Here is an 18,467-nt window from a genome sequence, read left to right on the forward strand (position 1 = left end):
GTGCCTCTTAGTAATCTTTTTCAGAAATACGGTGTCCGATTTCACCTGCATTTTCTTTTTGCGCAAGCGCATTTGCATTAACGTATGCAATAGCACCAGCTTTTAACACGTCAAAGTCAATCCCTGAAGCATTGAAAATTGTACCAGTGTCAACATTTTCAATAGAAACTGACACGCGTGCCTGAGCATCAATACCATCAGTTACGGCATCAATCGTATAGCTCAATAACTTAACGGTTTGATTGAAGAATTTATCAACTGCATTGTAAATGGCTTCTACTGAGCCCTTCCCGTTAGCAAGGATAGCAATTTCTTCATCGTCTTTATTGATCATAAACACTTCTGCCGTGATTGTATCGTCACTGTTTGATGACAAATGTAAATTCTCAAAGTGGAAACCTTCAGGATTGGCAATATCTGTACCTGATACAAGCGCAATAATGTCGGCATCTGTAATGTCGTGTTTCTTATCAGCTAGACGTTTGAATTTAGCAAATAGTGATACAATTTCTGACTCTTCAAAGTTAAGTTCAAGTTCTTTGAGTTTTTCAACAAAAGCGTGACGTCCGGAAAGTTTTCCAAGTGGCAGTGATGATTTCTTAACCCCAACGAGTTCAGGAGTAATAATTTCATAAGTCAATGGATTTTTTAGGACACCGTCTTGGTGAATACCAGATTCATGTGAGAAGGCATTGCCACCAACCACTGCTTTGTTCTTAGGAATAGCAATTCCAGAGAAACGTGATACCATTTCCGCAGTGTTGACAGTTTCATTGAGGACGATTGGGCTTTCAACTTGATAGTAGTCTTCGCGAATGTTAAGGGCAACTGCAACTTCTTCTAGGGCAGCATTCCCTGCACGTTCACCGATACCATTGATTGTACCTTCGACACGACCTGCACCGTTTTTAATGGCAGCCAAAGTGTTAGCTACTGCCATTCCGAGGTCATCGTGACAGTGAGGACTAAAGATAATTTCGCGGTCTGACTTGACATTAGCAATCAGATATTTAAAGATGTGTCCAAACTCTTCAGGGGTTGTGAAACCAACTGTATCTGGGATATTGATGTAAGTTGCACCTGCATCTACAGCCGTTTGGACAACTTCTAGAAGGTAGTCAAGTTCAGTACGTGTTGCATCCTCTGGTGAAAATTCAACAACATCAAAACGTTCGCTCGCGTAAGAAACGTGTTCTTTAACAATCTCTAGAATTTCTTCTTTTGATTTTTTCAATTTGTACTCGCGATGGATAGGACTAGTCGCAATGAAAACATGACATTGTGGGAATTTAGCATCCTTGATAGCTTCATAACAAGCATCAATATCAGATTTTACTGAACGTGCCAAACCTGAAACCGCAGTTGTTGTCATTGCTGCAGCAATTTGTTTAACAGCTTCAAACGAATCCGGACTAGCTGCTGGGAAGCCCGCTTCAATTGATGAAATCCCCCATTTTTCCAATTGTTTAGCAATCGCTACTTTTTCTTTAATGGAGAAATTTACTCCTGGAGTTTGTTCCCCATCACGAAGGGAAGTATCAAGAAATTCAACTTTACGCATATTGTTCACCTTTCAAATTTTAGAACATCAAAAGAAAAGACACCTCACACCAAGCGAGATGTCTTTCTCCCGCTTGGTAAGCCAAACAGGACTAATGCTTTTGCACTAGCCCGAACACCTCAACAACAAAGTTTCATTGCGTGTCATCATTTGACTTTCTCCTTTTTCGATATTACTTGTTATATATGATATAATTTTCTGACTATTTTGTCAATGATAAAGGTGATAAAATATCAAATTTTCTGAAAAATAAAGATATGCATTTTTCACAGGTGAAATGAGTCAATAAATTTAACAAAAAAGCTAAGGAAAATTCCCTAGCTTACCATCAAATATTAATCATGAGCATCGCTCAAAATACTTGCGACCTTGGTATTGATTAAATCAATAGCAACAACATTGCTGACCCCTTCAGGAATGACAATATCGGCATAACGTTTTGTTGGCTCGATAAATTGGTGGTACATTGGCTTAACCACCTCAGTGTATTGCTCGATAATACTATCCAAGCTACGTCCGCGTTCTTCCATATCGCGCTTGATACGACGAATAATACGAATATCATCATCAGTGTCCACAAAGAGCTTGATATCCATTAAATCGCGCAAGCGTTTATCTTCTAAGACAAGAATTCCTTCAACGATAATGACATCTTGCGGTTCCATGCGAATGGTTTGGTCACTACGTGTATGCTGAGTATAGTCATAGACTGGAATATCGACTGGACGCCCTTCAATCAATTCATTCAATTGCTCAATCATTAAATCAGTGTCAAAAGCAAGCGGATGGTCATAGTTAGTCTTGACGCGCTCTTCAAAGGTCAAATGACTTTGGTCCTTGTAGTAAGAATCGTGCTCAATCATAGCAATATTTTCATCAGGAAAGTTTGATAAAATTGCACGCGATACGCTGGTCTTACCGCCACCAGAACCGCCTGTAACACCAATTATAATAGGTTTTTTACGCATTTATAACTCCATTCTCAAATTATCCTTTATCTATTTTACTACAATATCATTTTTTTTAAAGAGGAAAGGACGATTGAAAACGTTCTAATTCAAAAAATCATGGTATAATAGCTAGAAGAACATTTCAACTAGAAAAGGAAACTTATGATTACAACATTTCCAACTATTTGGCAGGAAAAATTGGCGGAGCGACACTTCACTGAACTGACTGCCATCCAAGAAAAACTCTTTCAGCCTATTAGCGACGGCGATAATGTCCTAGGCATTAGCCCAACAGGCACAGGAAAAACCTTGGCATACCTATTGCCGATTCTCTTAAAATTAAAACCTAAAAAGTCACAACAACTCTTGATTTTATCACCCAATTCTGAATTGGCTGGGCAGATTTTTGAGGTTACAAAGGAATGGGCAGAGCCTTTAAACTTAACAGCACAACTCTTTTTATCTGGCTCAAGTCAGAAACGCCAAATTGAACGCCTCAAAAAAGGACCAGAAATCCTGATTGGAACTGCTGGACGCGTCTTTGAACTAGTCAAACTCAAAAAGATCAAAATGATGAATGTGGGTACCATTGTTCTTGATGAATTCGATGAATTGCTCAGCGATTCTCAATACCATTTTGTTGACAATATCATCCACCGTGTGCCACGTGACCACCAAATGATTTACATCAGCGCAACTGATAAAGTTGATAATAAAGTTCTAGCTGAAAACACTATTACCTTTGATCTTTCTAATCAGAAACTTGATAGCATCTCCCACTACTATATTTTGGTTAACAAACGTGAACGCACTGAATTACTTCGTAAAATGGCAAATATCCCTGATTTTCGTGGCTTAGTTTTCTTTAACAGTCTTTCTGATTTAGGGGCAACGGAGGAGCGTCTGCAATTTAATAACGCTTCGGCTGTGTCGCTAGCCAGTGATATCAATGTTAAATTCCGCAAGGTTATTTTAGAAAAATTTAAAAATCATGACATCTCGCTTTTACTAGGAACTGACCTTGTTGCGCGTGGCATTGATATTGATAATCTAGAGTACGTGATTAACTTTGATGTTGCTCGCGATAAGGAGATTTACACGCACCGTGCTGGACGCACTGGACGTATGGGGAAACCAGGGACCGTCATCACATTAGTTACTCACAAAGAAGAGCTTAAGCAATTAAAAAAATACGCTTCTGTTTCTGAGTTATATTTGAAAAATCAAACCCTACATCACAAATAGTCATATTAAAAGAAGTCCAGAACAACTGAACTTCTTTTTTACACCTCTAATTCTGATTCAATTCATCAATAGTGACAAAATGATAGCCTTGCGACACCAGATAATCCAACACCGTCGGCAGCGCATTGACAGTTGTCTGGTGAATATCATGCATCAAAATGATCCCTCCTGCATTGGCTTGAGACTGAACTTTAGCTAATATCGCTTGTGTATTCTTACTTTGCCAATCCAGGGTATCAACTGTCCAAAGTACCTCAGGCATTCCCGTCACTGCTCTTACTGTATCATTTGTTGCTCCATAGGGAGGTCTCAAGGTATGCGGTGGCTGTCCAATGATAGAGGCGATAGTATCATTTGTAGTATTAACCTGCCAAGCAATTTGGTCTGATGTTAATTTAGAGAGGTTTGGGTGATCCCAACTGTGGTTTCCAATCTCATGCCCCTCACTAACCATACGCTTGATTAAGTCCTCATTTCCAGCAACTTTTGACCCTAACATGTAAAATGTCGCCTTAGCCTTATACCTTTTGAGAATGTCCAATACCTGTGGAGTCGTCTCAGCGCTAGGTCCATCATCAAAAGTCAAGGCAATAGCTGGACCTTGGTTTCGTTTATCAACAACTGCCTTTAAATCATCTCCTTGGAGATATGAATCGTTGACCACATCAGAAAGATTTTCCAATGGTACACTGACCTTATCAACAATCAGGTGCTCATCTTTCACATCAAAGCCATCAGACGAATAACCATTTTGAGAAATCTCTGCCTGAGCATCGTGACCAGTATAATTTGCTCCTGAAGAGATTTTAGACATTTCCTCAGATAAGCGTTCTGTGCGCCCGTTCAATAAATTCTCTAAGGTGAATGCTGTCAAATCTTCATTGACATGCTGTTTGCGAATGACTTTTGAGCTGACCTTTCGATAAGTGAATCTTTCCTTTTGGTAAACCGTACGATGGATAGTCATTAGACTTACATTTTTAATATTAGTCTTATTTATCTCTGGTCTCAGCACTGCAAATTGATTAGCCTTTAGCGCCCTCTTACTTAAAACAGCCTGATTCCAAGCTATCAAATCACGGTAAATCGATGTTCCATAGCCTTCTGGCGCTAGAATAACAGTATGACCGTTCTGCTCAACTTGTTTTATTGCGATTGATTTATTTGCTAAAGTTTTCTCTTGCTTTATAATTTTACGATAAGACTGGTGATAATGCCTACCCGACTTTAAATAACTAACTCCTAGCAAAGTCAAAATCCCCAAAATTGCTACCAATCCTAGCAGTAATTTTCTCATATACCTCTATCCTAATCTTTTACATTATTGCTTTTAATTATAGCATAAAGTAGAGTTTGTAAAAGTAATAATTCTGTCATAAAGATTGCATTTTGTCTAAAGAAAAAGCCAGGAACGAGTCCTAGCTTTAACAGTATTTATTATTTCATATCAAATACGATTGATTTTACATTAGTCATCGCTTCGATTGAGTACTTGATACCTTGTACTCCAGCTCCTGAACCCTTAAGTCCCAAGAATGGGAAGTTATCTGGCCCACGACCTGTTTTATTGTTGATGTGAACAGTACCAACTTCAAGTTTGTTAGCAATGTCAAATGCTTTTTGGAAATCACGTGTAAACACTGAAGATTGCAAACCATATTCTGATTTGTTAGCAATAGCTACGGCTTCATCAGCATCTTTAACACGGATGATTGGAAGGATAGGACCAAATGGTTCTTCCCAGGCAATACGCATGTCAGTTGTAACATGGTCAAACAAACCTGGTGTCAAAAGACGACCGTTACGTGTGAATTGGTTAAGTTCTTTAGCACCTTTAGCGCGTGCATCTTCAACAAGTCCTTCGATAAAATCAGCTGATTTATCATCAATAACAGGTGTAACTGTTGCGTTATCGAATGGATCACCAACTGTTAATGCGGCAACTTTCTCTGAAATCAATTCAGCTAATTTGTCAGCAACTGATTCAACAACCAATACACGTTTGATTGCTGTACAACGTTGACCTGAGTAGTCATAAGCACCTGCAACGATTTGTTTAGCAGCATTTTCAAGATCAGCATCTTCAAGAACGATACCTGAGTCTTTACCACCCAATTCAAGCATGATTGGACGCATACCAGCCAATGTACCAATACGTTTACCAACTGGTGTAGAACCTGTAAAGTTGATGAAGTTAACTTCTTCGTGTTCAACGATGTAGTCACCAATCTCTGAACCACGTCCAGTGATAGTGTTGAAAACACCAGCAGGGATACCAGCTTCAGCAAAGGCTTTTGCTAAAACAAGTCCTGAAATTGAACCTTGCGTTGGTGGTTTAAACATCACCACATTTCCTCCAATAAGGGCTGGTGCAATCTTAGACCCTGAAAGGTTAACTGGGTAGTTGTAAGGTGCAATCGCCATAACGATTCCAACTGGTTGGCGACGGATAACCGCCAACTTATGACCGGTTGAAGCATCCATTTTACCACCTTCGTCAGCACGTGTTTCAAGACGGATACCTTCTTCAGCTGCATAACGAATCAAATCTGCTGTACGAACAACTTCTGTAAGTGAAGCATTGTAAGCTTTTGAAATTTCTTTAGCAAGAATGGTAGCCATTTCTTCCTTATCACGCTCGATGATATCAGCAGCTTTATGAAGGTATTGTGCACGTTCATAAACAGTAAGTGCAGCCCAGGCAGGAAGTGCAGCACGTCCTGCAGCCATCGCTGCATCAACTTCAGCACGTGTCATAGCCGGAACAGTACCTAAAGACTCATCGTTAATTGGTGAAAAGATTTCGATTGAATTTTCAGAAGAAACCCACTCACCATTGACATAGTTTTTATATTCTTTAGTCAAAGTCAGTCTCCTTTAAATGTAATATCCTTATTTTATCATTTTAAAAATATTTTTCAATCATTTGGTACGTAAAATATCTGAAAATTTTTAAAACTTTGATTGAGGTTTTTGAAAACTTGCTCAATGGGTCTCATAACAACTTCATTCCAAGCAGTATCTTCTGGTAAATCTATGGCTTGTTTGATGGTCAAGGCTACGCGATCCGCAGGAATGCCATGACTGGCATAAAAATCCTCATAGCGCTCCTTAATAGACTCGTCTGCCACTGAGGTCAACAATTCTGTATTGATAGCCCCTGGCGAAATAATTGTTGGCCGCAAGTTACCTTCCATTTGCGTTATTTCTTCGCGGAGCGATTATGCCATAGCACGCACAGCGTATTTTGTCCCTAAATAAACACCTCCGCCTACATGGGCATGATGCCCTTCAACAGAGACAACTGTAATAATTTGACCAGATTTTTGCTTTTTCATTTGTGGCAAAGCTAGGCTGATACCATACAAAACGCCCTTAATATTGGTATCGATAGCCGACTCCCATTCTTTCACCGTCTGGCTCATAAAGGGCGCCTGAGGCATTACCCCAGCATTACTAATCCAGACATCAATCCGTCCGTAAGTAGCCAGTGCCAGTTTAGCTAAAGCTTCAACATCCTCGTATTTCGTCACATCAGTGACAGTATAGACTGCCTGACCACCTAGAGCTACCACCTCTGAGGCAACATCTTTCAAACGTTCCTCACGTCTAGCTCCCAAAACAAGTTTAGCACCATCCTTAGCTAATAATTTTGCAGTCTCCTCACCGATCCCAGATGAAGCTCCTGTAATCACAATAACTTTTGACATGTTCACTCTTTCTAATATTCTTTACAAAATGAAAAAAACTAGGGAAATCCCTAGTCTCCTCATCTCAATTAGTCGACGTTAACGTATTCTTTACCGAGTTCGATAACTTCTTCCATTGTTGAGCATTCTGTAAGAGCACGGTTTGCGTACTCTTGCATTTTAGCTGTGTCAAGTTTCTTCATCAAGCTACGTGTACGGAGTACAGATGTAGCTGACATTGAAAATTCATCCAAGCCCATACCAACAAGAAGCGGTACAGCAGTTTGGTCACCAGCCATTTCACCACACATACCAGCCCATTTACCTTCAGCGTGAGCTGCTTTGATAACGTTGTTAATCAAACGAAGGATTGATGGATTGTATGGTTGATAAAGATATGAAACTTGTTCGTTCATACGGTCAGCAGCCATTGTATATTGGATAAGATCGTTTGTACCAATTGAGAAGAAGTCTACTTCTTTCGCAAATTGGTCAGCAAGCATGGCTGCCGCTGGGATTTCAATCATGATACCAACTTGGATGTTGTCTGCAACTGCAACACCTTCAGCAACTAAGTTAGCTTTTTCTTCTTCAAAGATAGCTTTAGCAGCACGGAATTCTTTAAGAAGGGCAACCATTGGGAACATGATACGTAATTGACCATGTACAGATGCACGAAGAAGAGCACGCAATTGTGTACGGAACATTTGATTTCCAGTTTCTGAGATAGAAATACGCAAAGCACGGAAACCAAGGAATGGGTTCATTTCTTTTGGAAGGTCGAAGTAAGGAAGTTCTTTATCCCCACCGATATCCATTGTACGAACAACAACTGGTTTGCCATTCATACCTTCAAGAACAGCTTTGTATGCTTCGTACTGTTCGTCTTCTGTTGGGAAGTCTTGTGAGTCCATGTACAAGAATTCTGTACGGTAAAGACCAACAGCTTCTGCACCGTTATCATTAACACCTTCAACGTCTTTTGGAGTACCGATGTTAGCAGCCAATTCGAAGTGTTTACCGTCAGCTGTAACTGTTTTTGCATCTTTAAGAAGAGCCCATTCAGCTTTTTGCTTAGCGTAAGCTTCACCTGCTGCTTTAAATTCAGCAACTTGTTCATCAGTTGGTTCAATGATGACTTCACCAGTGATACCGTTAACTGCGATCAATTGACCATCTTGAACACGTTCAGTGATGTCATTTGTACCAAGAACTGCTGCAATTTCAAGTGTACGAGCCATGATAGCTGAGTGACTTGTACGTCCACCAATGTTTGTTACAAAGGCTTTAACGAATTGTTTGTTCAATTGGGCAGTATCAGATGGTGTCAAATCGTGTGCAATAACGATAGCTTCTTCGTTAATTGCAGCTGGATTTGGTAATTTTTTACCAAGAAGGTTAGCCAATACACGTTTTGCCACGTCTCGGATATCCGCTGCACGTTCTTGCATGTATGGGTTATCTTCCATGCCTTCAAAGATAGTGATGAACATGTCAGTCACTTCTTTAAGTCCTGCTTCAGCATTTACTTGTTTTGCACGGATAGTTTCTTTCATTTGGTTGATCATTTCTGGATCTGAAAGTACCATCAAGTGTGCATCGAAAACTGCTGCTGCTTCTTCACCAAGCGTTTCTACTGCTTTCTCACGGATAACAGAAAGCTCGTCTTGTGAAGCTTGAAGTGCTACATCAAGGCGAGCTTCCTCTGCGTTTGTATCTTCGACTGTAACAGTCTCAAATGATAAATCCGGTTGAACGAGTAGATATGCTTTAGCAACTGCAACACCATCAGAGGCTGCGATTCCTTTAAGCATTTCTGTCATATTCTTATGCCAATCCTTCTTTAGTCATTGTTTCTTCGATAGCTGCGATAGCGTCGCCTGCATCAACACCTTCAGCTGAGATTGTAACATCAGCACCTTGACCAACACCAAGTGACATAACACCCATGATTGATTTAAGGTTTACTGCTTTACCTTTGTAGTCCAAAGTGATGTCTGAAGCAAATTTGCTAGCTGTTTGAACGAGCAAAGTAGCTGGACGTGCGTGAATACCTGTTTCTGCAACGATGTGGAAATCTTTTGAAGCCATGTTATGGTTCTCCTTTTTATGTGTTTATTTAGGTTACCTTTATGGTAACCCTTACAATATGAAATTATACCATATTGATTTTTGATTTTCAAGGTTAAAAGTTCTTTTAGGAAAAAAACTTGAAATATTTCTTTGACTTTTCACAACTTTTCTTCTATAGAAAATTGACAAATATAAAAATTGCAATCTGTTGGATAATTTTTGTTTTTGAGCTCATATTATTTTGATATTTTTGAATGAATATTTTTCTTCTTCATGCACTAGTCTAATCATTATTAAAACTAGGACGAGCACAATATCTTGTGTTTTTTATACATATTTTTGTACTATATGTTGTGTTATCATGCAGATAAATCACTTGCTTTTTTAGCTATTTTTTTATATTCTAGGAACATGTTAAAAATCGAGGAGGATGAAATGGCTAAAATTACCGTTTTTTCAAAAAATAACTGCATGCAATGCAAAATGACTAAAAAATTCTTAGAGCAAAATGGTGCTGAATTTGAAGAAATCAACATTGATGAGCATCCAGAAAAAGTTGACTATGTGAAGAGTCTTGGTTTTACATCAGCACCTGTTATCGAAGCTGGTGACCTTGTTTTCTCAGGTTTCCAGCCTGCTAAACTTAAAGAGATTGTCTAAGTCACAAAAGAACCAAACCAACTTCGGAAAGGGGGAAGGATGAAAATCAGTCATGGATTTCTGATTTTTATCTGACTCCCCATTTATATTGTTAAAGGAACTACGACATGAGTTTAAAAAATCTTGGGGATGTATCATACTTCCGCTTAAACAATGAAATCAACCGTCCGGTTAACGGGCAAATTCCGCTTCATAAAGATAAGGAAGCCTTGGCTGCATTTTTTAAAGAAAATGTAGAGCCAAATTCTATGGCTTTTGATAGCATCACTGCGAAAATCAACTTTCTCATTGAAAATGATTATCTTGAAGCTGAGTTTATTGGTAAATACAAGCCTGAATTTATCGAAGGTCTTGCTAAATCGCTTCAAGAGCAAAATTTTCGTTTCAAATCTTTCATGGCTGCTTACAAGTTTTACCAACAGTATGCTTTGAAGACTAACGATGGCGCCTATTATTTGGAAAGCATTGAAGACCGTGTGCTTTTCAACGCTCTCTACTTTGCTGATGGAAATGAAGCTTTGGCTGCTGATTTAGCCATGGAGATGATTCATCAGCGCTACCAACCTGCCACTCCTTCATTCTTGAATGCTGGGCGTAGCCGTCGTGGAGAGTTGGTGTCCTGCTTTCTCATCCAAGTGACCGACGACATGAACTCTATCGGTCGTTCTATCAATTCAGCTCTGCAATTATCCCGTATCGGTGGTGGGGTCGGTATCTCGCTTAGCAATCTCCGTGAAGCTGGTGCTCCTATCAAGGGTTATGCTGGCGCTGCTTCTGGGGTTGTGCCTGTCATGAAATTGTTCGAAGACAGCTTCTCTTACTCTAACCAACTTGGTCAACGCCAAGGTGCTGGGGTAGTTTATCTTGATGTTTTCCACCCAGACATTCTTCACTTCCTTTCGACTAAGAAAGAAAATGCGGATGAAAAGATTCGCGTCAAGACCTTGTCACTTGGAATTACTGTCCCTAATAAGTTCTATGAGCTAGCGCGTAAGAATGAGGACATGTACCTTTTCAGCCCATACACGGTTGAAAAAGAATACGGCGTACCATTTAGCTACATTGACATCACTGAAAAATACGATGAATTGGTTGCCAATCCAAACATCACCAAAACGAAAATCAATGCCCGTGAGTTAGAAACTGAAATTTCTAAATTGCAGCAAGAATCTGGTTACCCATACATCATTAACATTGACACGGCTAACCGCGCCAATCCAATTGATGGTAAGATTATCATGTCAAACTTGTGTTCCGAAATTCTGCAAGTGCAAACGCCTAGCTCGATTAATGATGCACAAGAATTTGTCAAAATGGGGACGGATATCTCATGTAACTTGGGGTCAACCAATGTTCTCAACATGATGACATCACCTGATTTTGGGCGTTCTATCAAGGCTATGACGCGTGCGCTTACTTTCGTAACGGATTCATCAAACATTGATGCTGTGCCAACCATTAAAAACGGGAATGCCCAGGCTCATACTTTCGGGCTTGGTGCCATGGGACTGCACTCATACCTTGCTACTCATCACATTGAATATGGTAGCCCTGAGTCAATCGAGTTCACAGACATTTACTTTATGCTCATGAACTATTGGACACTGGTTGAGTCTAACAATATTGCTCGTGAACGCGCGACAACTTTCGTTGGTTTTGAAAAGTCTAAATACGCTGATGGGACTTACTTCGACAAGTATGTGACTGGTCAATTCGTTCCTAAATCTAATAAAGTTAAAGAACTCTTTAAAGATCATTTTATTCCTCAGGCAGAAGACTGGGAAGCTCTCCGTCTGGCTGTTATGAAAGAGGGACTCTATCACCAAAACCGTCTTGCGGTAGCGCCAAATGGGTCTATCTCTTATATCAACGACTGCTCTGCTTCTATTCACCCAATCACGCAACGTATCGAAGAGCGTCAGGAGAAGAAAATCGGTAAAATCTACTACCCAGCTAACGGGCTTTCTACTGATACCATCCCTTACTACACCTCTGCTTACGATATGGACATGCGCAAGGTCATTGATGTCTATGCGGCAGCGACTCAGCACGTGGACCAAGGCTTGTCACTCACTCTCTTCCTGCGCAGCGAATTGCCAAAAGAACTCTACGAATGGAAATCTGAAAGCAAGCAAACCACTCGCGACCTGTCAATCCTTCGTAACTACGCCTTCAACAAGGGCATCAAGTCAATCTACTATGTGCGTACTTACACGGATGATGGGGAAGAAGTTGGGTCTAACCAGTGTGAAAGCTGTGTCATCTAGCGTTGTAAGTAATTGTAACGACTAAAGCCGTAACAATTACTAGGCTAACCGCTATGGCGGATTAGCTAACAACCTCACTAACTGCATAAAAGTCGCAATATCGGCAGCTTTTATTCCGTGTCGTAACTTAAACTTTCAAACTGAATTATTTTTAAGAAATATAGTCACTCATAGGAGAAACACATGACGACATACTACGAAGCAATAAACTGGAATGAAATCGAGGATGTGATTGACAAGTCAACTTGGGAAAAGTTGACCGAGCAATTTTGGCTCGATACCCGCATCCCTTTGTCAAATGACTTGGACGACTGGCGCAAGCTGTCAGAAGAGGAAAAGGATTTGGTGGGCAAGGTCTTTGGTGGTCTGACCCTGCTGGATACCATGCAGTCTCAATCTGGGGTTGAGGCCATCCGCGGTGATGTGCGCACCCCTCACGAAGAGGCCGTCCTCAACAACATCCAATTCATGGAGTCCGTCCACGCCAAGTCCTACTCCTCAATCTTCTCAACCCTCAACACCAAGTCTGAGATTGAAGAGATTTTCGAGTGGACTAACAACAACGAATACCTGCAAAAGAAAGCCAAAATCATCAATGATATTTATGAAAATGGCGGAGCTTTAGAGAAGAAGGTGGCATCAACTTTCCTTGAAACCTTCCTTTTCTATTCAGGTTTCTTCACCCCACTCTACTATCTTGGCAATAACAAGCTAGCCAACGTTGCTGAAATTATCAAACTCATCATCCGTGACGAATCTGTGCACGGTACCTATATCGGCTACAAGTTCCAACTTGGTTTCAATGAATTGTCAGAGGAAGAACAAGATAAGTTCCGCGATTGGATGTATGACCTGCTCTACCAACTCTACGAAAACGAGGAGCTCTACACCCAAACCCTTTATGACCAAGTCGGCTGGACTGAGGAAGTCATGACCTTCTTGCGCTACAACGCCAACAAGGCCCTCATGAACCTGGGGCAAGACCCACTCTTCCAAGACACCGCTAACGACGTCAACCCAATCGTCATGAACGGTATCTCAACTGGGACATCCAACCACGACTTCTTCTCACAAGTCGGAAATGGTTACCTGCTCGGTTCTGTTGAAGCTATGCAGGATGATGATTATAACTATGGATTGTAAAAAGAAAAAGTTATCGCATGTGCGGTAGCTTTTTCTATGTTGAATTTCCTGATACTAATATGTAACCCATGCTAATCATTTACAGCCTTTTTATCCATTGCTGATTATGAGGAAAGTCAGTTCAGCATTTCTGACGAGCGCTTGCTTGACTTGATGTCATCCCTTCGTCAGACGCTGGCTCATTATAACCGTTCACAGGAACAGGTCACACAGCCTACAAGTGCTGACAATCTCGCCCAGTTTGATGACCGCAGAGACGCTGACTTAAAGGCTCTGCTATCTTCCATTAAACCTTTCGCGGAGACTCCTGATGCCGAGGAATCTAAGGCTTATACGCAATTGGCTAGCCTTTTCAAGGACTATCGTACCGTCAGTCGTTCTCAACTATGAGGCCGAAACCGTTCAGATTAACCACCTCCTCCAAAAGCTCAAGGACGATGATACCATCAAGCATATTGATTATCTCGGCTTGAAGTGTTTTGTCACCCGTTAGGAAAATAGCCAAGCTGCTTTTGAGGAAGCTACCAAGACACGCAGTCATGGAAAACTCAGTCAAACAGTCTATGACTACCGTGAACTCCGTCAGAATCTACTTGATGATTATACCGACATCTGCAATTACATTGACCTGCTGACGCGTCGTGATAAGGAAGTGGACTACAAGCCCCTCCTTGCTATCGTCAATCATAGCCGTAAAGAGTTTGCTAACATCATCAAAAAACGTCAAGGTCGCAAAACAGCTTCTACAACTGACTCCCCTAAAACAGATGAGCCACAAACAACTAAGCCAGATACAGAAAAAGATACGATCACTTCTATTTAACAAGTCTTGACAACCCACACATTTGACGCTATAATGTAAGCAATTACATATCACAAAGGAGTGCCAAGGCTGAGATCGCGCAAGCGAAATCCTGATAACCTGATCTCGTTAGGACGAGCGTAGGGATTGTGAGATAGAAGAAGATAGCTATCAGAGCAAGTTATATCAGACTAACCCAAAACTCCTTTGTTAAAAAGGAGTTTTTTATGTCTCGTTCTTCTATTAAGGTTATTACTGAACTGGCTGTTTTTGCTGCTATTGCTATCGTTCTTGATAAGATTACACTTTTCACCATGCCTCAGGGTGGTTCGGTGTCCTTGGTCATGTTACCTATTTTGTTGGTTGCCCTTCGTCATGGCTGGCGGTTGGGGGTATTAGCTGGTCTCATTGTTGGGCTGGTGCAATTATTCTTCGGGGGCTATTTCTTGAATGTCTTTCAGGTCTTTCTCGATTATGGCTTGGCCTATGCTGGGGTTGGATTAGGCGGAGCCTTCGCGCAAGCTTTTACCCGTAAACCTAAAATCAGCTACCTGCTGGGGGCTAGTCTTCTGGGTGGTGGTTGTCGCTTGCTGGGGAGTTTTCTAGCTGGTGTCATTTTCTATGCTGACTATGCGCCAAAAGGAATACCTGTCTGGCTCTATTCTTTGACCTACAACGCTTCTTACATGATTCCGTCAATCGTTCTTTGCGCCAGCCTGCTAGTGGTCATTTACAAGGCACGACCTGAATTTTTTAGAAAATAGATGATAAAAAGGTTGAGACAAAAATCTCAACCTTTTCACTTTTCGTACGGACTTATTGTGAGTCGCAGTGGTTGAGTGGCATCTAAGCACCGATAAATCAGCACTTAGAGACCTACTCAACTGTGCGGAGGTGAGAGTGAAACAGTCTGGGGAGAGACTGTTTCAGCCCGAACCGAAAAATATAAAGATGTGAGGGAAAATCGAAGACTTGTCTTACCGATTTCTGCCCCACTCTCTTTTCTAATCAGTTAAAGACTTGAGCCAAGATGGTCACCCCTTGGTCAATCTCATCCTTTGTCAATGTTAGCGGTGGCAAGAGTCGGATAACATTTTTACCCGCAGTGAGGACAATGAGCCCCGCTCCACGCGCAGCCTCAACAATATCAGCCAGATTTTCATTTGTCTCAATCCCAATCATCATACCAAGTCCACGAATTTGAGTGACTGTTGACTTGTTTTCAAGGGCTTGTTGGAGTTGGGCTTGGAGGTAGTCTCCTTTTTGGCCGGCCTCAGCGAGAAAGCCATCTGCCAACATGACATCCAGCACCGCTGAGCTGGCCGCCATAGCTAATTTGTTGCCCCCAAAGGTTGATCCGTGACTACCGTAATCAAAAGCGTAAGCCCATTTTTCCAGACCTAACATGGCCCCGACCGGAACGCCGTTAGCGAGCCCCTTGGCAAGGGTGAAAATATCGGGCGTGATGCCGTAGTGCTGGAAGCTGTAGAGCTTGCCCGTGCGCCCCATGCCCGTCTGAACCTCGTCCACAATCAGAAGAATGCCCTGAGCTTGGCAGAAATCTGCTAAGTCCGTGACAAAGTCGCTGTCAGCTGGAAGGACGCCAGATTCCCCTTGCACCAGCTCCAGCATAACTGCCGCTGTATCAGTAGTCACCAAGTCCTTGACGCTATCTAAATCATTGTAATCAGCGTAGCTAAAATGAGGCACTCCCTCACCAAAACCAGTCTTAATCTTGTCCTGACCAGTTGCAGACATGGAGCCGAAGGTTCGTCCGTGGAAGGAATTTTGGAAGGTGATGATTTCTTGCTTGCCAGTTGCCTTACGAGCCAGTTTGATAGCCGCTTCGTTGGCCTCGGCACCGCTATTGCAAAAGAAAGCACGATAATTACCGTCACCAATCAGCCTGCTAGCTACTTCTTCTTGCAGGCTATTCTGGTAAAGGTTAGGCGTATGCCAGATTTCAACCACCTGCTTTTCCAGCGCAGCCTTGACCTGAGGGTGAAAGCCCAGATTAGTCACGCCGATACCTGATGAAAAGTCCAAGTACTGCTTGCCCTGGCTGTCAAACAGATAATTGCCTTCTGCTTTGACAAATTCGATGTCTGCACGCTTATAATTTTCAAATAACTTTGTCATCTCACACCTCAATCACTGTTCCCGTGGTCAGATTATCCCCAATCATGACTTGACCCACACCCGCCAAAACTGTCTGCACAGCAGATTGAATTTTGGGAATCATGCCACCTGTAATCACACCTTTGTCGATTTTCTCCTGCACCGCTCCCACACTCAAACTGTCCAGCACCGCCCCATTTTCCATGACACCTTTGACGTCAGTCATGAGGGCCAATCGCTGCGCTGACAGCTCACAAGCCATGGCTGTCGCTAGATAATCCGCATTGATGTTAAGCGCCTGACCCCTGCTGTCAAATCCAAGTGACGGAATGACAGGAATCATATCGCTTGAAAGCATACTCTCAAGATAGTCTGTCTGGATGCTCTGAACCTGACCGACATAGCCGTAGGTCTCCTTGTCCAAAAAATCAGCTGTGACGATTTTTGAAAGACTGGCCTCAACCTGCACCGCTTCTAGCCCAGCCTTAATCAGCTGACGGCTGAGGTGCTGACCGACCTGGTCACAGAGGGCGTAGGTCACGAGGTCCATGTCTGACTGGCTGGTCACGCGCAAACCGTTGACCTTCTGAACGGGCACTTGCTTTTCTTTCATGAGTTTGTTGATGGCATAGCCACCGCCGTGCACGATGATGAGTTTTTTGCCCTGCTGTTGCCATTTTTTCAGTTGCTTGATAGCTGTTTCTGAAAGATGTTGGCTGGCAACACCACCAATTTTAATTACAATAATATTTTCCATCGCTTATGTCCTATAAAGTGCATTGATTTTCACATAATCATACGAAAGGTCACATCCCCAAGCGAGACCAGTGCTATCTCCTGCATGAAGGTCAACCGTGATTTTAATCTCGTCTGCCTGCATGATTTCCGCCATTTCTTCTTCATCAAAGGAAACTGGACTTGAAGCTAACATAACAGGCAAATGTCCCAAATAGATGTTGATATTATCAACTGGTACATCCACTCCCGCATAACCAACCGCAGATAGGATACGTCCCCAGTTAGGGTCTTCTCCGTGAACAGCTGTTTTGACGAGACTTGAACCTACTACACTTTTAGCCATCATACGAGCATCTATTGCATTCGGTGCATTAACCACCTGAGTCTCAATGAGCTTGGTCGCCCCCTCACCATCCTTGGCAATCTTTTTCGCCAAATCTGTCATGACAAAATCAAGCATAGCGACAAACTTGTCAAAGTCATCAGTATCTGGAAGAATTTCCTTGTTTTTCGTGCAGCCGTTAGACATGACTAGAACCATGTCATTGGTAGAGGTGTCGCCGTCAACCGTGATTTGATTAAAACTGGTTTCGACTTGTTGACTGAGGGCAAGCTGCAAGGTGTCGCTGGAAATATTGGCATCGCAAGTGATGAAGGCAAGCATGGTTGCCATGTTGGGATGAATCATACCTGAACCCTTTGCCACACCCGCCATAGTTACCACGTCCATGCCAAAGTTTTCGGTCACTGCAACGGTCTTGGTCACAGTGTCTGTCGTCAAGATAGCTTTTGCAAAATCATCTGCGTTGCCGTTGACGACGATTTTTGAGAGACCGTTCTCCAATTTGTCCATAGATAGGAGTTCTCCAATGACTCCTGTTGAGGCAACGGCTACCAAGTCTGCTTGAATTCCTAGTTTGTCTGCGGTGAGTTTTTGCATTTGGTAAGCGTCATCCATACCTTGGGCACCTGTACAAGAATTGGCAACACCAGAGTTGACAACGATAGCCTGTAGTAGCCCATTTTTCTTAACTGCCTCACGAGAGACGATAAGGGGAGCCGCAATGACTTTATTGGTCGTGTAAACGCCCGCTGCACTGGCTGGAACTTCTGAAACAATCCAGCCGAAATCCATTTTTCTCTTTTTGAAACCTGCGTGGAGACCGTCTGCCGAAAAGCCGAGTGGACTTGCGATATTTCCTTCAATAATCTTCATAGGGT

At 42.1% G+C, this 18,467-nt stretch carries 19 protein-coding genes, 1 pseudogene and 1 riboswitch; of the genes and pseudogenes, 8 read left to right on the top strand and 12 right to left on the bottom strand.

Going from position 1 to position 18,467, the window contains the following annotated elements; translation table 11 throughout:
- Positions 1-7: 7 nt before the first annotated feature.
- The gene (locus IYQ92_RS01265; protein WP_195674950.1) at positions 8-1,561 is read right to left on the bottom strand and encodes a 2-isopropylmalate synthase; all 1,554 of its coding nucleotides are present in this window, start codon (positions 1,559-1,561) and stop codon (positions 8-10) included.
- Positions 1,562-1,896: 335 nt separating this feature from the next.
- Positions 1,897-2,529, bottom strand: a complete 633-nt coding sequence (gene udk, locus IYQ92_RS01270) for a uridine kinase (protein WP_195674951.1) — start codon at positions 2,527-2,529, stop codon at positions 1,897-1,899.
- 144 nt (positions 2,530-2,673) lie between these two features.
- Here udk and IYQ92_RS01275 point away from each other — a divergent pair, with 144 nt between their 5' ends.
- Positions 2,674-3,756, top strand: a complete 1,083-nt coding sequence (locus IYQ92_RS01275; RefSeq protein WP_195674952.1) for a DEAD/DEAH box helicase — start codon at positions 2,674-2,676, stop codon at positions 3,754-3,756.
- A gap of 46 nt (positions 3,757-3,802) precedes the next feature.
- Here the strand turns inward: IYQ92_RS01275 and IYQ92_RS01280 are convergent, their stop codons facing one another.
- From IYQ92_RS01280 to IYQ92_RS01300, 6 genes are all read right to left on the bottom strand, one after another.
- The gene (locus IYQ92_RS01280) at positions 3,803-5,053 is read right to left on the bottom strand and encodes a polysaccharide deacetylase family protein (RefSeq protein WP_195674953.1); all 1,251 of its coding nucleotides are present in this window, start codon (positions 5,051-5,053) and stop codon (positions 3,803-3,805) included.
- A gap of 140 nt (positions 5,054-5,193) precedes the next feature.
- Positions 5,194-6,621 (bottom strand): NADP-dependent glyceraldehyde-3-phosphate dehydrogenase, encoded by a 1,428-nt coding sequence (locus IYQ92_RS01285; RefSeq protein ID WP_195674954.1) that lies wholly within the window; start codon positions 6,619-6,621, stop codon positions 5,194-5,196.
- A 53-nt stretch (positions 6,622-6,674) separates the two neighbouring features.
- Positions 6,675-6,941, bottom strand: a complete 267-nt coding sequence (locus IYQ92_RS10575; protein WP_324253038.1) for a hypothetical protein — start codon at positions 6,939-6,941, stop codon at positions 6,675-6,677.
- 36 nt (positions 6,942-6,977) lie between these two features.
- Positions 6,978-7,466: an SDR family oxidoreductase gene (locus tag IYQ92_RS10580; protein WP_324253039.1), complete on the bottom strand. Its 489-nt coding sequence runs from the start codon at positions 7,464-7,466 to the stop codon at positions 6,978-6,980.
- A gap of 68 nt (positions 7,467-7,534) precedes the next feature.
- Positions 7,535-9,268, bottom strand: coding sequence for a phosphoenolpyruvate--protein phosphotransferase (gene ptsP, locus IYQ92_RS01295; RefSeq protein WP_195674955.1), 1,734 nt, complete (start codon positions 9,266-9,268; stop codon positions 7,535-7,537).
- Between the two features lie 4 nt (positions 9,269-9,272).
- Positions 9,273-9,536: a phosphocarrier protein HPr gene (locus IYQ92_RS01300; protein WP_195674956.1), complete on the bottom strand. Its 264-nt coding sequence runs from the start codon at positions 9,534-9,536 to the stop codon at positions 9,273-9,275.
- Between the two features lie 417 nt (positions 9,537-9,953).
- Between IYQ92_RS01300 and IYQ92_RS01305 the strand changes: the two genes are divergently transcribed.
- From IYQ92_RS01305 to IYQ92_RS10460, 4 genes are all read left to right on the top strand, one after another.
- A complete protein-coding gene (locus IYQ92_RS01305; RefSeq protein WP_195674957.1) occupies positions 9,954-10,178 on the top strand; it encodes a redoxin NrdH in 225 nt (74 codons plus the stop codon).
- Between the two features lie 107 nt (positions 10,179-10,285).
- Complete coding sequence (gene nrdE / locus IYQ92_RS01310) at positions 10,286-12,445, top strand: class 1b ribonucleoside-diphosphate reductase subunit alpha (RefSeq protein WP_195674958.1); 2,160 nt, start codon at positions 10,286-10,288, stop codon at positions 12,443-12,445.
- A gap of 183 nt (positions 12,446-12,628) precedes the next feature.
- Positions 12,629-13,588, top strand: coding sequence for a class 1b ribonucleoside-diphosphate reductase subunit beta (nrdF, locus tag IYQ92_RS01315; protein ID WP_195674959.1), 960 nt, complete (start codon positions 12,629-12,631; stop codon positions 13,586-13,588).
- Positions 13,589-13,741: 153 nt separating this feature from the next.
- Positions 13,742-13,978 carry a DUF6261 family protein gene (locus tag IYQ92_RS10460; RefSeq protein WP_195674960.1) on the top strand — a complete coding sequence of 79 codons (237 nt, stop codon included), beginning with the start codon at positions 13,742-13,744 and terminating at the stop codon, positions 13,976-13,978.
- Here the strand turns inward: IYQ92_RS10460 and IYQ92_RS10465 are convergent.
- Positions 13,959-14,129 carry a hypothetical protein gene (locus tag IYQ92_RS10465; protein ID WP_195674961.1) on the bottom strand — a complete coding sequence of 57 codons (171 nt, stop codon included), beginning with the start codon at positions 14,127-14,129 and terminating at the stop codon, positions 13,959-13,961. The two genes, IYQ92_RS10460 and IYQ92_RS10465, sit on opposite strands and share 20 nt — an antisense overlap.
- A 12-nt stretch (positions 14,130-14,141) precedes the next feature.
- On the opposite strand from IYQ92_RS10465, the pseudogene IYQ92_RS10675 reads away from it, so the two are divergent.
- The 3 genes and pseudogenes from IYQ92_RS10675 to thiT all read left to right on the top strand — a co-directional run.
- A pseudogene (locus tag IYQ92_RS10675) lies at positions 14,142-14,213 on the top strand (hypothetical protein); the annotation flags it as partial.
- A gap of 27 nt (positions 14,214-14,240) precedes the next feature.
- A complete protein-coding gene (locus IYQ92_RS10470; protein ID WP_195674962.1) occupies positions 14,241-14,411 on the top strand; it encodes a hypothetical protein in 171 nt (56 codons plus the stop codon).
- 46 nt (positions 14,412-14,457) lie between these two features.
- A riboswitch (TPP riboswitch) is annotated at positions 14,458-14,554 on the top strand.
- Positions 14,555-14,617: 63 nt separating this feature from the next.
- Positions 14,618-15,154, top strand: a complete 537-nt coding sequence (gene thiT / locus IYQ92_RS01335) for an energy-coupled thiamine transporter ThiT (RefSeq protein ID WP_195674963.1) — start codon at positions 14,618-14,620, stop codon at positions 15,152-15,154.
- A 244-nt stretch (positions 15,155-15,398) separates the two neighbouring features.
- Here the strand turns inward: thiT and IYQ92_RS01340 are convergent, their stop codons facing one another.
- From IYQ92_RS01340 to argJ, 3 genes are read right to left on the bottom strand one after another with little or no spacing between them, the layout of a single operon-like run.
- Entirely contained in the window at positions 15,399-16,529 is a 1,131-nt protein-coding gene (locus IYQ92_RS01340) for an acetylornithine transaminase (protein WP_195674964.1), read from the bottom strand.
- Position 16,530: 1 nt separating this feature from the next.
- Positions 16,531-17,265 carry an acetylglutamate kinase gene (gene argB, locus IYQ92_RS01345; RefSeq protein ID WP_195674965.1) on the bottom strand — a complete coding sequence of 245 codons (735 nt, stop codon included), beginning with the start codon at positions 17,263-17,265 and terminating at the stop codon, positions 16,531-16,533.
- Positions 17,266-17,268: 3 nt separating this feature from the next.
- Positions 17,269-18,462 (bottom strand): bifunctional ornithine acetyltransferase/N-acetylglutamate synthase, encoded by a 1,194-nt coding sequence (argJ, locus tag IYQ92_RS01350; protein WP_195674966.1) that lies wholly within the window; start codon positions 18,460-18,462, stop codon positions 17,269-17,271.
- Positions 18,463-18,467 lie beyond the last annotated feature (5 nt).

The organism is Streptococcus sp. HF-1907 (genome assembly GCF_015594605.1).
Taxonomy (GTDB): domain Bacteria; phylum Bacillota; class Bacilli; order Lactobacillales; family Streptococcaceae; genus Streptococcus.

Coding starts and splice junctions, on each gene's coding strand:
- IYQ92_RS01265 (WP_195674950.1), bottom strand. CDS start 1,561: ATGCGTAAAGTTGAATTTCTTGATACTTCCCTTCGTGATGGGGAACAA.
- udk (WP_195674951.1), bottom strand. CDS start 2,529: ATGCGTAAAAAACCTATTATAATTGGTGTTACAGGCGGTTCTGGTGGC.
- IYQ92_RS01275 (WP_195674952.1), top strand. CDS start 2,674: ATGATTACAACATTTCCAACTATTTGGCAGGAAAAATTGGCGGAGCGA.
- IYQ92_RS01280 (WP_195674953.1), bottom strand. CDS start 5,053: ATGAGAAAATTACTGCTAGGATTGGTAGCAATTTTGGGGATTTTGACT.
- IYQ92_RS10580 (WP_324253039.1), bottom strand. CDS start 7,466: ATGTCAAAAGTTATTGTGATTACAGGAGCTTCATCTGGGATCGGTGAG.
- ptsP (WP_195674955.1), bottom strand. CDS start 9,268: ATGACAGAAATGCTTAAAGGAATCGCAGCCTCTGATGGTGTTGCAGTT.
- IYQ92_RS01300 (WP_195674956.1), bottom strand. CDS start 9,536: ATGGCTTCAAAAGATTTCCACATCGTTGCAGAAACAGGTATTCACGCA.
- IYQ92_RS01305 (WP_195674957.1), top strand. CDS start 9,954: ATGGCTAAAATTACCGTTTTTTCAAAAAATAACTGCATGCAATGCAAA.
- nrdE (WP_195674958.1), top strand. CDS start 10,286: ATGAGTTTAAAAAATCTTGGGGATGTATCATACTTCCGCTTAAACAAT.
- nrdF (WP_195674959.1), top strand. CDS start 12,629: ATGACGACATACTACGAAGCAATAAACTGGAATGAAATCGAGGATGTG.
- IYQ92_RS10460 (WP_195674960.1), top strand. CDS start 13,742: ATGTCATCCCTTCGTCAGACGCTGGCTCATTATAACCGTTCACAGGAA.
- IYQ92_RS10465 (WP_195674961.1), bottom strand. CDS start 14,129: ATGACTGCGTGTCTTGGTAGCTTCCTCAAAAGCAGCTTGGCTATTTTC.
- thiT (WP_195674963.1), top strand. CDS start 14,618: ATGTCTCGTTCTTCTATTAAGGTTATTACTGAACTGGCTGTTTTTGCT.
- IYQ92_RS01340 (WP_195674964.1), bottom strand. CDS start 16,529: ATGACAAAGTTATTTGAAAATTATAAGCGTGCAGACATCGAATTTGTC.
- argB (WP_195674965.1), bottom strand. CDS start 17,265: ATGGAAAATATTATTGTAATTAAAATTGGTGGTGTTGCCAGCCAACAT.
- argJ (WP_195674966.1), bottom strand. CDS start 18,462: ATGAAGATTATTGAAGGAAATATCGCAAGTCCACTCGGCTTTTCGGCA.